Origin of the sequence: Aquabacterium sp. (genome assembly GCF_021768455.1) — a bacterium.
GTDB lineage: Bacteria > Pseudomonadota > Gammaproteobacteria > Burkholderiales > Burkholderiaceae_C > Aquabacterium.
Window position 1 is genome coordinate 1 of sequence record NZ_JAIZVX010000123.1, and the last position, 12,956, is coordinate 12,956.

The 12,956-nt window shown below is 67.0% G+C and carries 14 protein-coding genes; 1 reads left to right on the forward strand and 13 read right to left on the reverse strand.

Annotation, left to right across the window (positions count from 1 at the left end; translation table 11 throughout):
- Positions 1-175: 175 nt before the first annotated feature.
- A complete protein-coding gene (locus tag QZ994_RS14925; RefSeq protein ID WP_290873289.1) occupies positions 176-2,170 on the reverse strand; it encodes a DNA topoisomerase IV subunit B in 1,995 nt (664 codons plus the stop codon).
- A 31-nt stretch (positions 2,171-2,201) separates the two neighbouring features.
- Positions 2,202-3,542, reverse strand: coding sequence for an alkaline phosphatase family protein (locus tag QZ994_RS14930; RefSeq protein WP_290873292.1), 1,341 nt, complete (start codon positions 3,540-3,542; stop codon positions 2,202-2,204).
- Between the two features lie 147 nt (positions 3,543-3,689).
- On the opposite strand from QZ994_RS14930, the gene QZ994_RS14935 reads away from it, so the two are divergent.
- Positions 3,690-4,271 carry an FxDxF family PEP-CTERM protein gene (locus QZ994_RS14935; protein WP_290873294.1) on the forward strand — a complete coding sequence of 194 codons (582 nt, stop codon included), beginning with the start codon at positions 3,690-3,692 and terminating at the stop codon, positions 4,269-4,271.
- Positions 4,272-4,370: 99 nt separating this feature from the next.
- Here QZ994_RS14935 and fliR read toward each other — a convergent pair whose 3' ends face one another.
- The 11 genes from fliR to QZ994_RS14990 form a co-directional block, all read right to left on the reverse strand.
- Positions 4,371-5,135 (reverse strand): flagellar biosynthetic protein FliR, encoded by a 765-nt coding sequence (gene fliR / locus QZ994_RS14940; RefSeq protein ID WP_290873297.1) that lies wholly within the window; start codon positions 5,133-5,135, stop codon positions 4,371-4,373.
- A 1-nt stretch (position 5,136) separates the two neighbouring features.
- The gene (gene fliQ, locus QZ994_RS14945) at positions 5,137-5,406 is read right to left on the reverse strand and encodes a flagellar biosynthesis protein FliQ (protein WP_290873300.1); all 270 of its coding nucleotides are present in this window, start codon (positions 5,404-5,406) and stop codon (positions 5,137-5,139) included.
- Between the two features lie 28 nt (positions 5,407-5,434).
- On the reverse strand, positions 5,435-6,217 hold the full coding sequence (fliP, locus tag QZ994_RS14950) for a flagellar type III secretion system pore protein FliP (RefSeq protein ID WP_290873303.1): 783 nt from the start codon (positions 6,215-6,217) through the stop codon (positions 5,435-5,437).
- On the reverse strand, positions 6,214-6,624 hold the full coding sequence (locus tag QZ994_RS14955; protein ID WP_290873306.1) for a flagellar biosynthetic protein FliO: 411 nt from the start codon (positions 6,622-6,624) through the stop codon (positions 6,214-6,216). The genes fliP and QZ994_RS14955 overlap by 4 nt, the downstream gene beginning before the upstream one ends.
- A gap of 34 nt (positions 6,625-6,658) precedes the next feature.
- On the reverse strand, positions 6,659-7,114 hold the full coding sequence (gene fliN / locus QZ994_RS14960) for a flagellar motor switch protein FliN (protein ID WP_290873327.1): 456 nt from the start codon (positions 7,112-7,114) through the stop codon (positions 6,659-6,661).
- 46 nt (positions 7,115-7,160) lie between these two features.
- Positions 7,161-8,162 carry a flagellar motor switch protein FliM gene (gene fliM, locus QZ994_RS14965; RefSeq protein ID WP_290873309.1) on the reverse strand — a complete coding sequence of 334 codons (1,002 nt, stop codon included), beginning with the start codon at positions 8,160-8,162 and terminating at the stop codon, positions 7,161-7,163.
- 55 nt (positions 8,163-8,217) lie between these two features.
- Positions 8,218-8,868: a flagellar basal body-associated FliL family protein gene (fliL, locus tag QZ994_RS14970; protein WP_290873312.1), complete on the reverse strand. Its 651-nt coding sequence runs from the start codon at positions 8,866-8,868 to the stop codon at positions 8,218-8,220.
- 143 nt (positions 8,869-9,011) lie between these two features.
- On the reverse strand, positions 9,012-10,430 hold the full coding sequence (locus QZ994_RS14975; protein ID WP_290873315.1) for a flagellar hook-length control protein FliK: 1,419 nt from the start codon (positions 10,428-10,430) through the stop codon (positions 9,012-9,014).
- Positions 10,431-10,465: 35 nt separating this feature from the next.
- Entirely contained in the window at positions 10,466-10,948 is a 483-nt protein-coding gene (gene fliJ, locus QZ994_RS14980) for a flagellar export protein FliJ (protein WP_290873318.1), read from the reverse strand.
- 20 nt (positions 10,949-10,968) lie between these two features.
- On the reverse strand, positions 10,969-12,399 hold the full coding sequence (gene fliI, locus QZ994_RS14985) for a flagellar protein export ATPase FliI (RefSeq protein WP_290873321.1): 1,431 nt from the start codon (positions 12,397-12,399) through the stop codon (positions 10,969-10,971).
- Positions 12,396-12,956, reverse strand: a 561-nt coding sequence (locus QZ994_RS14990) for a flagellar assembly protein FliH (protein ID WP_290873323.1), incomplete at its 5' end; no start/stop codon positions are given. The genes QZ994_RS14990 and fliI, both read right to left, overlap by 4 nt.

Below are 12,956 nucleotides of genomic sequence, written 5' to 3' on the forward strand. Positions count from 1 at the left end.
CAGGTGCCCCACCCCAACGGCATGCACGAACTGGCGGTGCCTCTGACGCGGCGCTGAGCCCTGGGATCAGGCCGGCCTCTTGCCCTCACGGCGACGCCGGGCAAGGCCATTCCAAGCATGAGCGACCGCGTGCGGCCATCCCAGGCGCGCACACGACCTTTGCCAAGACGGACGGTCAAATGTCGACCTCGACCTCGTCGCCATGCAACTCCATCAGTTCACGGCGAGAGGCGGCTTCGCCCTTGCCCATGAGCTTGTTGAAGGAGCCTTCCGTTTCACCGAAACCGGGTTCGCCATAGGCCACAGGCAGCAGGCGGCGAGTGTCGGGGTTGAGCGTGGTGTCCCACAGTTGCTCGGCGTTCATCTCGCCCAGGCCCTTGAAGCGGCTGATGGACCAGGCACCTTCGCGGCAACCTTCCTTGCGCAGCTTGTCGAGGATGGCGCTGAGTTCGCCTTCGTCCAGCGCATACAGCTTGGCCGCGGGCTTCTTGCCGCGGGCGGGCGCATCGACCCGGAACAGCGGCGGGCGGGCGATGTAGATGTGCCCGGCTTCAATCAGCTTGGGGAAGTGGCGGAAGAACAGCGTCAGCAGCAGCACCTGGATGTGCGAGCCGTCGACGTCGGCGTCCGACAGGATGCAGACCTTGCCATAACGCAGGCCGCTCAGGTCGGGCGAGTCGTTGGGGCCGTGCGGGTCGACCCCGATGGCCACCGAGATGTCGTGGATCTCGTTGTTCTTGAAGAGCAGGTCGCGCTCGACCTCCCAGGCGTTCAACACCTTGCCGCGCAGGGGCAGGATGGCCTGCGTCTCCTTGTTGCGGCCCATCTTGGCGCTGCCACCGGCCGAGTCGCCTTCGACCAGGAAAACCTCGTTGAGGCTCAGGTCGCGGCTTTCGCAATCGGTCAGCTTCCCAGGCAGCACGGCCACGCCCGAACCCTTTTTCTTTTCGACCTTCTGGCCGGCACGCTGGCGGGCTTGCGCCTGCTTGATCACCAGCTCGGCCAGCTTCTTGCCGTACTCCACATGCTGACTGAGCCAGAGTTCCAGCGCCGGCTTGACGAAGGTGCCCACCAGGCGCACGGCGTCGCGGCTGTTGAGGCGCTCCTTGGTCTGCCCCTGGAATTGCGGGTCCAGCACCTTGGCGCTCAGCACGAAGCTGGCGCGGCTGAACACGTCGTCCGGCATGAGCTTGACGCCCTTGGGGCTGAGCGCGTGCATCTCGATGAAGCCTTTGACGGCATTGAACAGGCCGTCTTTCAGGCCGGATTCGTGCGTGCCGCCCGCCACCGTGGGGATCAGGTTGACGTAGCTCTCGCGCATGGGCGAGCCTTCTTCGGTGAAGGCCACGCACCAGGACGCGCCCTCGCCTTCGGCAAAGGTGTCGTCCGAACCCGAGGCGAACTGCGCGCCTTCGAACAGCGGGATCAGGGGCTCGTGCGCCAGCGTCTGGGTGAGGTAGTCGCGCAGGCCGCCCTTGTAGAGCCAGGTCTGCACCTCGCCGCTTTTTTCATGCGTGAGCGTGATGGTCACGCCCGGCATCAGCACGGCCTTGCTGCGCAGCATGTGCACCAGCTCGGCCTTGGGCAGTTCGGCGCTCTCGAAGTATTTCGGGTCCGGCCAGGCGCGCACGCTGGTGCCGTTCTTGCGATCGCTGGCCGTGGCCGGGCGCACGCTCACGGGCTCGATCACGTCGCCACCGCTGAAGGCCAGCTGAGCGACCTGCTTTTCACGGCACACCGTCACCTGCAGGCGGGTGGACAGCGCGTTGGTCACGCTCACGCCCACGCCATGCAGCCCCCCCGAGAAGCTGTAGGCACCGCCCGATCCCTTGTCGAACTTGCCACCGGCATGCAGGCGGGTGAACACGATCTCGACCACGCTCACGCCCTCTTCGGGGTGCAGGCCGAAGGGGATGCCGCGGCCATCGTCTTCCACGCTCACCGAACCATCGGTGTGCAGCGTGACGGCGATGCGCTGGCCAAACCCTGCGAGGGCCTCGTCGGCGGCGTTGTCGATCACCTCCTGGATGATGTGCAGGGGGTTGTCCGTCCGGGTGTACATGCCCGGGCGCTGCTTGACGGGCTCCAGGCCCTTGAGCACGCGGATGGACGCCTCGCCGTAAGCGGCGCTGGGCTGGGATTTGGAGGGGGCGTTCGGCTTGGAGGACATGAGGGCGGATTCTACGAACATCGGCCCGGCTTCACGGCCGGACCCAGGTTTTCGGCGCCTCAAAGACCGTTGTGATGGGCTTCAGGTTGCGCCATTCGGCCTCGGCCTCGCTGCCCGACCCCGGCACCACGCCATGGAAAGCCTGGAAATCGGCCTTGAACCGCGACAGCGCCCCGTTCAGCCACAACACCGTGGCCAAGACGTTGAGGTGGTCCACACGCTGCGCCACATCCCCTGGCCTCACACCCGCGCCGAAGAACAGGGTCGGGATCCGGTGGGTGCCGGTCACGTAGCCATCGCCACGGCGTGTGTCGGTGCTGCCGTCTTCGTCAAAGGTGACGATGAGCAGGCTGTTGTGGGCCTTGGCCCAGGCGGCATAGGGCCCGATGTGCGTGCGCAACCAGTCGTCGGCCACTTGGGCGGTGTTGCTGTGGGCGTCGTGCTGCTCGTTGGGCACCACGATGCTGACGTGGGGCAACTGGTCGAAGCCCAGGGGCTTGCCTTGGGCGTCGCGGTTGAAGCCACGGAAGGCCTTTTTCAGCAGCGGATCGCGGGTGGGTTCAAAGCCCAGGTTCACGCTCACGGGCATCACGTGGCGGGCCAGGTCGCCCTGCAGGCCTCGGGGGCTGGTGGGGGCGATCTGGTCGGTCCAGTTGATGGCCGGGTTGTGCTTGCGGCGGTAGTCGTCGCTCAGGGCATGGCCGGCGCTGCAGGGGGCCAGGCTGTCGTCGGTGCCACAGTTCCAGCTGGGATAAGGCAGGGACTCGCAGAAGCTGGCAAAGCTGCGTCCCGACTGCATCAGGGCCGCGCCCAGGTTGGGCGAAGTCAGCGGCAGCCAGGCATCGGGCAGGTTGTTGTTGGCCACGCCGACCTGGGTCTGGCGCGGCGCGGGCAGCGGCGTGCCTTGGCGGTCGAACAGCGCTTGCCCACGGTAGGGCGAACGGCTGTCTTCAAACCAGGCGGGCAGCACGCCCTGGTGGTGCCCCGAAAACAGATAGAGGTAATTGGGTTGGCTGGAGCGCGTGGGGAGGCTCGATCCGTAAGGCGTGCGGGCGAAGTGGGCATCGGTGAAGCGCGCACCTTGACTGGCCAGCTCGTTGAGGTAGCGCCAGTCGGAATCCGAGCCGTAAACCGGCGCATTGCGCTCGCGGCGCTGGGCCTCGGTGGCGTCAAAGGCCGAGAGGTTCTCGAGGACGACGATGACGGTGTGGTCGGGACGCCAGACCGGCTCGGGATGGCCCTCGTCGGCCACCGCGGCGGGGCGTTGCCGCGCCGCTGCCCACCTGGGCAAGGCGGTCAGGCCGCCAGCCAGACCGGCCAGCCCGGCACGGATCACACGCAAGAACGAACGACGATTCACACGAGAAGACATGAGAGCAGGCGACTCAAAAAAGGCAATCGGGCCAAAGCACTGAAAACCGAGGTGTAAAACCGGGTGCTTACCCTGGGGAAAACACCACAACTGTTGTACGCTTGGGCATTCTTGCCGTGAAAAGCGGCACAAATTTGGGATCCAGCCATGATTGTTGCCCGCGCCATCGCCACCTTGCTCACGGCCACTGCCGTGATGTCGGCCGCCCACGCCACCTCGTATTCGGTGTCGGTGCCCACCACCGAGCCCTACACCCGCTTCGAAAACTTCGTCACCCCCGGCGATTTCACCGACAGCTTCAACTTCACCCTGAGCTCGGTCTACGAAGGCTACCTCTGGCTGTTCCCGCAACAGGATGCCTGGTTCGTCTCCGCCGCCGACAACACGAAGGGCGTGACCCTCACCCTGGTCAACAACGACACCGAAACGGAATACACCGCGGTGCTCTACCCGACGGTCAAGGGCACGGTCTCGTTGTGGGAGCCCGGCGTGCTGCCGCTGGTGATCAACGGTTTTGACCCGAACAAGTCCCTCTACCTGTCTGGCAGCTTCGAGCCGGGCAACTACTCGGCCCTGGTCACCGGCACGGCCACCGGCAGCAACGGCGGCAACTACGTGCTCAAGTTCAGCCTGCAACCCGTGCCCGAACCCGCCACCTTTGCCCTGATGGGGGTGGGTCTGGTGGGCATCGGCCTGATGACCCGCCGCAAAGGCTCGGTCGCGGGCTGAGCCGCCCAGACCGTCTCACTGCGACCCGGTCGCATGACAGGCAGCAAAGCGCCCTTGAGGCGCTTTTTTCATGCGGTCTGACAGCGCGCCGACTGGCGCTCAGCGGAACTGACCGAGCATGCGCTCCAGCGCCATGGTCAGCGGCTGCTGCATCATGGGCAGGGTGAGCCACAGGCCGGTGAGGCCCACGCCCAGCGTGACCGGGAAGCCGATGCTGAAGATGTGCATCTGGGGCGCGACCCGTGAGACGAGCCCCATCACCAGGTTGACCAGCAGCAGCATGCCCACCACGGGCAGCGACACCCACAACCCCAGCTTGAACAACTCGGCACCCCAGACCTGGGGCTGCAGCACCCGCACCACCGACAGCGGATCGGGCGAGACCGGGAAAGCCTCGAAGCTCTGCAACACCGCGGCGGTGAGCAGAAGGTGCCCGTTCATGACGATGAACAGCCAGGCCGCTGTGGTGCCATAAAAGCGGCTCACGGCCGTGACCTGGCCGCCACTCATCGGGTCGAAGAAGCTGGCAAAGTTCAGGCCCATCTGCAGGCCGACGATCTCGCCGGCGAACTCGATGGCCGCGAACACCACGCGGGCCGCGAAGCCCACCGTGAGCCCGATCAGCACCTGCTGCACCATGACCATGAAGGCGTCTGGCGAGTTGATGGTGATGGCCCCCAGAGAGGGCGGCAGGCTGGGCTCGGCGGCCACGACCACCAGCAGGGCCAGGCCCATGCGCACCCGGCGCGGGATCACCCGCATCGACAGCACCGGCGCCGAGGTGAAGAGGCCCAGCACGCGGAAAAAGGCCCAGAGCCAGGGCGAAATCCACGCCAGCACCTGGGCTTCGCTGAAGGTGACCACCTCAGCCCACCACGGTCGGGATCATCTGCAGCACCTGCTGGATGTAGTTCACCAGGGTGCTGAGCATCCAGGGGCCGGCCACACCGAGGGTGGCAAAGGCGGCCAGCAGTTTGGGCACGAAAGACAGGGTCTGTTCGTTGATCTGCGTGGCGGCCTGGAAGATGCTGACCACCAGGCCCACCGCCAGCACCACCAGCACCAGGGGTGCCATCACGGTGAGCAGGGTGAGCAGGCCGTCGCGGCTGATGGTGAGGACTTGTTGGGGGTCCATGGGGTGCCTTGTTCGAGAAGGGTTGGGCTCACTGCACGAAGCTGGCGGCCAGGGAGCCGAGCAGCAGGTTCCAGCCATCGGCCAGCACGAAGAGCATGAGCTTGAAGGGCAACGCCACCATCACGGGCGAGAGCATCATCATCCCCAGGCTCATGAGCACGCTGGCCACGATCATGTCGATCACCAGGAAGGGGATGAAGATCAGGAAGCCGATCTGAAAAGCCGATTTCAGCTCGCTGGTAACGAAGGCCGGCACCAGCACGCGCAGGGGCACGGTTTCGGGTTTCACATCGCCTTCGAGGCGGGCGAGCTTGACGAAGAGGCCCAGGTCGGATTGGCGGGTCTGCTTGAGCATGAAGCTGCGCATGGGGCCCTGGCCTTTTTCCAGCGCCTCGTTGAAGCTGATCTGGCCGGTCGAGAAGGGCTCGTAGGCGTCCTTGTAGACCTTGTCCAGCGTCGGGCCCATCACGAAGAGCGTGAGGAAGAGCGACAGGCCCACCACGACCTGGTTGGGGGGCGCGGCCTGGGTGCCGATGGCCTGGCGCATCAGGCTGAGGACGATGGCGATGCGGGTGAAGCCCGTCATCATCAGCAGGATGGCCGGCAGGAAGCTGAGCGCCGTGAAGAACAGCAGGGTCTGGATGGGCACCGAATAGCTGGTGCCGCCACCGCCCTGCCCCACCAGCAAAGGCAGGGTCGCGGTGGCAGAAGGCGGCACGGCCTGCGCTTGTGCCTGGGCCAGGCCAGCCCACAGCAGGCCGGCAGCCAGCCCAAGGGCCCAGGGGCCGAGTTGGCGGAACCGGGTCTTCATGCGGCACCTCCGTGCGGGCCGCCATCCACACCCCCAGCGCCACCAGACGTCCCCTTGTGGGCGCGACGCAGCAGTTGGGCGAAGGCCGTGCCGCCGGGCAGGGCGTGCAGGCCCGGCATGCCCTGTGGCGGGGTCACGCCAGGCTGGGGTGCCATGGTGTGCAGGGTGGTGATCTGCTGGGCCGTGACGCCCAGCACCAGCCAGGTTCGGGCCTCGCCCTCGCCCACTTCCACGGTGAGCAGGCGCTGCCCCGGGCCGATGTTGAACTGGCCCACGGGCTTGATCAGGGCGGCTGCGCCCGGTGCGGCGCCCGTGGCCAGGCCAGAGCGCTTGAGCACCCAAAGGCAGATGGGGATGAAGGCCACCACCAGCACGAACCAGAACACCATCAATCCACTGGAGGGCATCAGAGGGCTTTCGTCTTGATCTCGGAGCCTGCGCTCAGCCACCGCGGCTGAGGCGGCGCATGCGTTCGGAAGGGGTCACGATGTCGGTCAGGCGGATGCCGAACTTGTCGTTGACCACCACCACCTCGCCCTGGGCGATGAGGAAGCCGTTGACCAGGACGTCCATGGGTTCGCCGGCCAGGGCATCGAGCTCCACGACCGAGCCCTGAGCCAGTTGCAGGATGTTCTTGATGGGGATGCGGGTGCGGCCGAGTTCCACCGTGAGCTGGACGGGGATGTCCAGGATCATGTTGATGTCGTTGCCGGCGGGGTTGCCGGCCGGGGGTGCGGCATTGAAGTTGGCGAAGGCGGCCGGGGTCATCTGAGGCGCGGCGCTGGTGACCTCGCTGGCCGAGCCGGCAGATGCGCCGGCGGCAGCGGCAAAGGCGTCATCGGTGCTGGCAGAGGCCGTGGACTGCTGTGCCAGGGCGGCTTCCCATTCCGCGGCCATCGCGTCCTGTTCGGCGTCACCACCGGCGGGCGGAAACTCTGCGGGATCAGACATGGTGTTCTCCAAGCCAGCTGTGGTTGCCGGCCGTCAAAAGCTTTTCAATGCGGAGGGAATACTTGCCGTTGGAGGTGCCGTAGTAGCAATCGAAGACGGGCACCCCATCGACCTTGGCCTGGATGATCTTCTCCAGGTCCAGCTCGATGAAGTCCCCGGGCTTGAGCGCCAGCAGCTGCTCCACGGTCGCAGGGGCATGTGCGAGTTCGGCCACGAGGTCGACCTGGGCAGACTGGATCTGCTGGGTCAGCAGCTTCACCCAGCGGCGGTCGGGTTCGGCCGAGTCGCCCTGGATGGACGAGAACAGGATGTCGCGGATGGGCTCCAGCGTCGCATAGGGGATGCAGATGTGGATGGTGCCGCTGGTGTCGCCGATTTCGAGGGTGAAGGAGCAGCACACCACGATCTCGCTGGGCGTGGCCACGGTGGCGAACTGGGGCTGCATCTCGGAGCGCTGGTAGTCCAGCTCGACCGGGTAGATGCCCTGCCAGGACTTTTTGTACTCGGCGGTGATGACCTCGACCAGGCGCAGGATGATGCGCTGCTCGGTGGCGGAGAAATCACGGCCTTCGATGCGGGTGTGGAACTTGCCGGCCCCGCCGAAGAGCGAGTCGATCACGGCGAACACCAGCGTGGGATCGCAGACGATCAGGCCCGAGCCCCGCAGCGGCCGGATCTGCACGATGTTGAAGTTCGTGGGCACCACGATGTCGCGCAGGAAGGCGCTGTATTTCTGCACCTTGATGCCGCCCACCGACACCTCGGGCGACTTGCGGATCAGGTTGAACAGCCCCACCCGGATGTTGCGGGCGAAGCGCTCGTTGATGATCTCCATGGTGGGCATGCGCCCACGCACGATGCGCTCCTGCTGCGCCAGGTTGTAGTCGCGGATGCCTTCCTTGGGCGCCTCTTCCTGCTCCAGCTTCTGGCTTTCGCCGGTGATGCCTTGCAAGAGGGCATCGACTTCGTCTTGCGAGAGGATTTGCTGGTTCATGATCGGCTGACTTCAAAGACCGGACATGGCGGGACGAGCGGGAGGGGCGCCACGCTCACTGGATGATGAAAGAGGAGTACGCGACCTGCACGATGGGGTTGTAGGACTCCACCTTCTTCTTTTTCTTCTTTTTCTTCTTGGGCGCGTTCTCGTCTTCCGGCTCGTCCTCCTCCGGCTCTTCGATGTCGTAGCCCAGGGCGCGGCCGGCCTCGCGGCGGATCTCTTCGGCCAGCTTCTGCTTGCCTTCGGTGGTCAGCAGTTCTTCCGAGGATTTGTGCGAGAGGATCATCAGCACGCCGTTGCGGATGGCGGGCATGTAGGCCTTCATTTCCTCGGCAAGCTTGTGGTCATCGACCTGCAGACTGATGCCGACCTGGGCATAGCGCTCGGCATCCTTGTCGGCCAGGTTGACGATGAAGGGGTCGAGCGGAACGAAGGTCGGCGGGCCTTCGTGAGCGTCCTTGCCATGCTCGGGCTTCTTGGCCTCCTTGGCCGGCTTCTTGGGGGCGTGGTCTTCGCCACCGTCCTCGCCCTCGGCCGCCGCAGCCGCTTCGGCCTCGGCCGCTTTCTTCTTCATGATGAAGAAGGCCGCACCACCACCGCCCAGCAGCAACACGGCCACGGCCGCGATGATGATGATCAGTTTCTTGTTGCCCTTCTTGGGGGCATCGCCTTCGGCCGGGGCCGGAGCGGGGGCTGCTGACATTCGCAAATCTCCTGGGGTTCCCGCCTCGGCCCTTCAACAAAAGGATTCCGAGGCATGAAAGGATTCTCCGAAGTCAGCCGGTTCGCGAAGAACCGATAAACCGTGGGAAACACGGTTGATTCTGGGTGGCGGGCCGCCAACGCTCAGGCGTAGAGGTCCAGCCCTCCCAGACGCCCCGGACGCGGGGCGCGCACCGGACGCAAGCCGGTGTCGAGGGGCTGGGCGTCGCTGTCGCCACGTTCACGGCCTGCCCCGCCCTGTGTGCGCTCGGCCTCGCGGGCCATCTGCTGGGCGAAGGATTGCTGCTGGGGTGTCTGGGAGGACACGTCGCTGCCGCTCAGGCTCAGGCCGATGCTGTCGAGCGCGGTCGAGAGCAAAGGCATGCTGGCTTCGATCGCCTGACGTGTTTCTAAGGCCGCCGCGGCAAAATCCACCTGCGCCGATTGCCCATCCAGTGAAATCTTCACGTTGATGGGGCCCATCTCGGCCGGGTTGAGGTGAAGTTCGGCGGTCATGGGGCCGTCGGTGGGCGCAGTGCTGACCCACATGCTGACCTTCTCGGCCAGGGCCTGGGCGAAATCGGTGCCGCCAAAGGGTGTTTCTAGGGTGGCACGCTCGTGGCGCAGGGCACTGGCTTCGCCGCTGCGCTGGGCGCCACCGGTGGGGCCTTGCAGGCCACCCGAGAGCAGGCTGGCAAAGGCCGTGGTGTCGGCCCGGCCCTCGCCCGAGGCCCCCACAGGGGCCAGCATGACCTCGGCCTGCAGCGATGCCGAGCCGCTGGCGCTGCGCCAGGCGGGGCTGTCGAGCGAGATGGTGGCCGAGAGCTGGCTGGGGTCCAGAGCGCCCTGCCCTGGCTGGCTGGCACCGTCCCCACCGAGGCCGTTTTGGCCACCCTGGCCGGTTACACCACCTGAACCGGCATCCAGCGCAGCGTCGCCCTCCTGGCCCTGGAGGGCTTCCGACTGGCTGAGCTGGGCCAACCAGGCCATCATGCCGGCCGTGTCGTGGGCCTGAACGTGGGCGGGCGGCGTGAGCTCGCGCACCACAGCGGCCGCGTCTGCCGCGGGGGCGGTGTCGGTCTGATCGGCTTCATCGGCGCGGTCATCGGCCTGGGCCTCGTCGGCGCGGGGTGCGCCTTCCTTGGCTGCGGGTTTGGCCTGGGGCTTGGGCGCGGTCTTATCCGGGCGGTTGGCCTGCTGTGCCTGCTGGGCTTGTTGCACCAGCCGGGCCTGGCTCTGCATGGCCTGCAGCTGCTCGGTGCTCAGGCGGGTGGTGGCCGGGTTGGCCGCCTGCGTCGGCCTGGGCGGTGTCGCAGGGCGGGCCGGGCTGGCAGGCTTGGGCTGGGCGGCGGGCTCGTCGTGGGCGGCCGCGTGCTGGTTCAGCCATTGTGAGAAGGCCTGCTGCGAACCCTGGCCTGCGCCCTGGGCGCCAAGCCGGCTCATCAGGTCTTGCAGGGCGGCGGTGCCACCCTGCCCGTTGCTGCCGTTCAAGCTGTTCACGGCGGCCGACGCGGTGATGCCGTTGACGCTGCCGATGCCACTGGGTTTGATCGGGGTGCTCATGGTCCGAGGCCTTTCCTGTGCGGTGTCTGCGGCGGTCAGAGCGAGCGCGACGCCATCGGCGAGCCACCCGCCCCGAAGCCGGAGGTGTTCAATGCAGCGCGGGCTGCGATCTCGTCGGTGGCTTTCTGCTCCTGGCGGTTCTGGCGCTGCAGCGCCTCCACCTGGCGTCGATCGATGAGTTGCGCCACCGCGGCCACCTTGCGTTCGCGCTCGATCAACTGGAGCCGCAGGCGCTCCATGTGCGCCTTCGCCTGCTCCACCTTGCGATCTTGGTCTGAAACGGCATCGGCCAATCGCAGCATGAAGTCCTGATAACACCGCATGATTTCCATGCCTCCCGTCTGGCGAAATTGCTGCTGCCAGCGGTTCTGGTAGTCACGGCGCCAATCCCCCAGGGACTGGGCCTGCTGTCGGGCCGATTCATGGGCCTGGCGGGCGGCCTCGAGGGCGCTTTGCGCATCGTCTCGGGCCTTCTCCGCTGATTCCAACACCATCAACAGAGACTGGATTGCGCTCATGGGGCTGTGCTTTCAGGCGTTCAGTGGCCGACGATCTGGTGGAGCTGTCCCACGCTGTCGTCGATGTAGGCGGGGGTGTGCATGCCTTGCTGCAGCATGCGCACCATGGCGGGGTGCACGCGCACGGCCTGGTCCAGGTCGTGGTCGCCGCCGGGCACGTAGGCGCCCAGCTGGATCAGGTCGCGCGCCTTGCTGTACTTCGACCACAGCTGGCGGAAGCGTCGGGCATCGTCGATGTGGGCAGGGTCGGCCACGTTGTGCATGACGCGGGAGGCCGATCGCTCGATGTCGATGGCCGGGAAGTGCCCCGCTTCGGCCAGCTCGCGCGAGAGCACGATGTGGCCGTCCAGGATGGCGCGGGCCGCGTCGGCGATCGGGTCCTGCTGGTCGTCGCCCTCTGACAGCACGGTGTAGAAGGCCGTGATCGAGCCATGGCCGTTGAGGCCGTTGCCGCTGCGCTCGACCAACTGGGGCAGCTTGGCAAAGCACGATGGCGGGTAGCCCTTGGTGGCGGGCGGCTCGCCAATGGCCAGGGCGATCTCGCGCTGGGCCATGGCATAACGGGTGAGCGAGTCCATGAGCAGCAGCACGTGCAGGCCCTGGTCGCGGAAATGCTCGGCCACAGCGGTGGCGTAATTGGCGCCCTGCATGCGGGTCAGCGGCGGGGCATCGGCCGGGGCGGCCACCACCACCGAGCGGGCCAGGCCCTCTTCGCCCAGGATGTCTTCGATGAATTCCTTCACTTCGCGGCCCCGTTCGCCGATCAGGCCCACGACGATGACGTCGGCCTGGGTGTAGCGGGCCATCATGCCCAGCAGCACCGATTTGCCCACACCGGAGCCGGCAAACAGACCGATGCGCTGGCCGCGCCCCACGGTGAGCATGGCGTTGATGGCGCGCACGCCGGTGTCCAGCGGCAGGCGCACCGGGTCGCGCTCCATGGCGTTGATGGGGCGGCGTGCCAGGGGCTCGCTGCGCACGTGTTTGAGGGGGCCTTTGCGGTCCAGCGGCTCGCCCTGGGCATTGACAACACGGCCCAGCAGGCCACTGCCAATGGGCAGGTGGCGGGTGCGGTCTTCGCTGCGGCGCCAGGGGTGGTTGGGGCGCCCCAGCACCGGCGGGTTGATCGGGATGGTGCGCGGCACCACACGTGCGCCGCTCGAGAGCCCGTGCACCTCGGCCGTGGGCATGAGGTATGCCCGATCGCCGGCAAAGCCGACCACCTCGGCCAGGGCGGGGGTGGATTCCAGCCGGGTTTCGGAGTGGATCTCGCACACGGCGCCCACCGGCAGGCGCAGGCCAGCGGCCTCCAGCACCAGGCCGGCCACGCGCACCAGCTTGCCCTGGTTCTCCAGCGGCATGGGCGTGCTGGCGCAGGCGTCCAGGTCGTCGAGGAAGCGGTTCCAGCGGTCCAGGGCCACACCCTGGTTGCCACGCAGCGGCATGTTCATGCGTCACCCTCTTCAGGCCGGGCGGGTGCGTTGCCGCTGTCGCCAGGCCAGTTGTCCAGCTCGTCCTCGCCCTCGGGCAGGTGCACCTCGGTATCGCCCAGGGCTTCCTTGCCGCCGTTCCAGGGGGCCTGGTGGCCCAGGCCGGCGGCGGCGCGGTCCCAGCGGGCCTCGACCGTGGCGTCGACCACGGCGATGTCGGATTCCACGATGCAGCCGCCGCGCGTCACCTGCGGATCGGGCACCAGGCGCGCGCCGCGGGCACCGAGCAACTCGGCCAGCTGCCCCTGGGCCAGGGCGTGGTCATCGGGGTTGAGGCGCACGGCCACCTGGCGGGCCGAGCTCAGCAGCACGCCCAGGGCCTCTTCCGCCACCTCCAGCACCACCTCGGGCCGCTGGCTCAGTTCGGCGCGCACCACCTGGCGAGCCAACTCCAGCGCCACGCCGGCAATGCGGCCGGCCAATTGCTGCTCCAGCGATTCGAGGCGCTGGTGGTAGTCGTTGGCGATGGCGCCGACCTGCTCGCTCATGAAAGCGGCCAGCTGCGCAGCCTGGGTCTG

What these genes read in the sequence shown, in the direction of transcription:
- QZ994_RS14925 (WP_290873289.1), bottom strand. Translation starts at nt 2,170, where the DNA reads ATGTCCTCCAAGCCGAACGCCCCCTCCAAATCCCAGCCCAGCGCCGCT.
- QZ994_RS14930 (WP_290873292.1), bottom strand. Translation starts at nt 3,542, where the DNA reads ATGTCTTCTCGTGTGAATCGTCGTTCGTTCTTGCGTGTGATCCGTGCC.
- QZ994_RS14935 (WP_290873294.1), top strand. Translation starts at nt 3,690, where the DNA reads ATGATTGTTGCCCGCGCCATCGCCACCTTGCTCACGGCCACTGCCGTG.
- fliQ (WP_290873300.1), bottom strand. Translation starts at nt 5,406, where the DNA reads ATGGACCCCCAACAAGTCCTCACCATCAGCCGCGACGGCCTGCTCACC.
- fliP (WP_290873303.1), bottom strand. Translation starts at nt 6,217, where the DNA reads ATGAAGACCCGGTTCCGCCAACTCGGCCCCTGGGCCCTTGGGCTGGCT.
- QZ994_RS14955 (WP_290873306.1), bottom strand. Translation starts at nt 6,624, where the DNA reads ATGCCCTCCAGTGGATTGATGGTGTTCTGGTTCGTGCTGGTGGTGGCC.
- fliN (WP_290873327.1), bottom strand. Translation starts at nt 7,114, where the DNA reads ATGGCCGCGGAATGGGAAGCCGCCCTGGCACAGCAGTCCACGGCCTCT.
- fliM (WP_290873309.1), bottom strand. Translation starts at nt 8,162, where the DNA reads ATGAACCAGCAAATCCTCTCGCAAGACGAAGTCGATGCCCTCTTGCAA.
- fliL (WP_290873312.1), bottom strand. Translation starts at nt 8,868, where the DNA reads ATGTCAGCAGCCCCCGCTCCGGCCCCGGCCGAAGGCGATGCCCCCAAG.
- QZ994_RS14975 (WP_290873315.1), bottom strand. Translation starts at nt 10,430, where the DNA reads ATGAGCACCCCGATCAAACCCAGTGGCATCGGCAGCGTCAACGGCATC.
- fliJ (WP_290873318.1), bottom strand. Translation starts at nt 10,948, where the DNA reads ATGAGCGCAATCCAGTCTCTGTTGATGGTGTTGGAATCAGCGGAGAAG.
- fliI (WP_290873321.1), bottom strand. Translation starts at nt 12,399, where the DNA reads ATGAACATGCCGCTGCGTGGCAACCAGGGTGTGGCCCTGGACCGCTGG.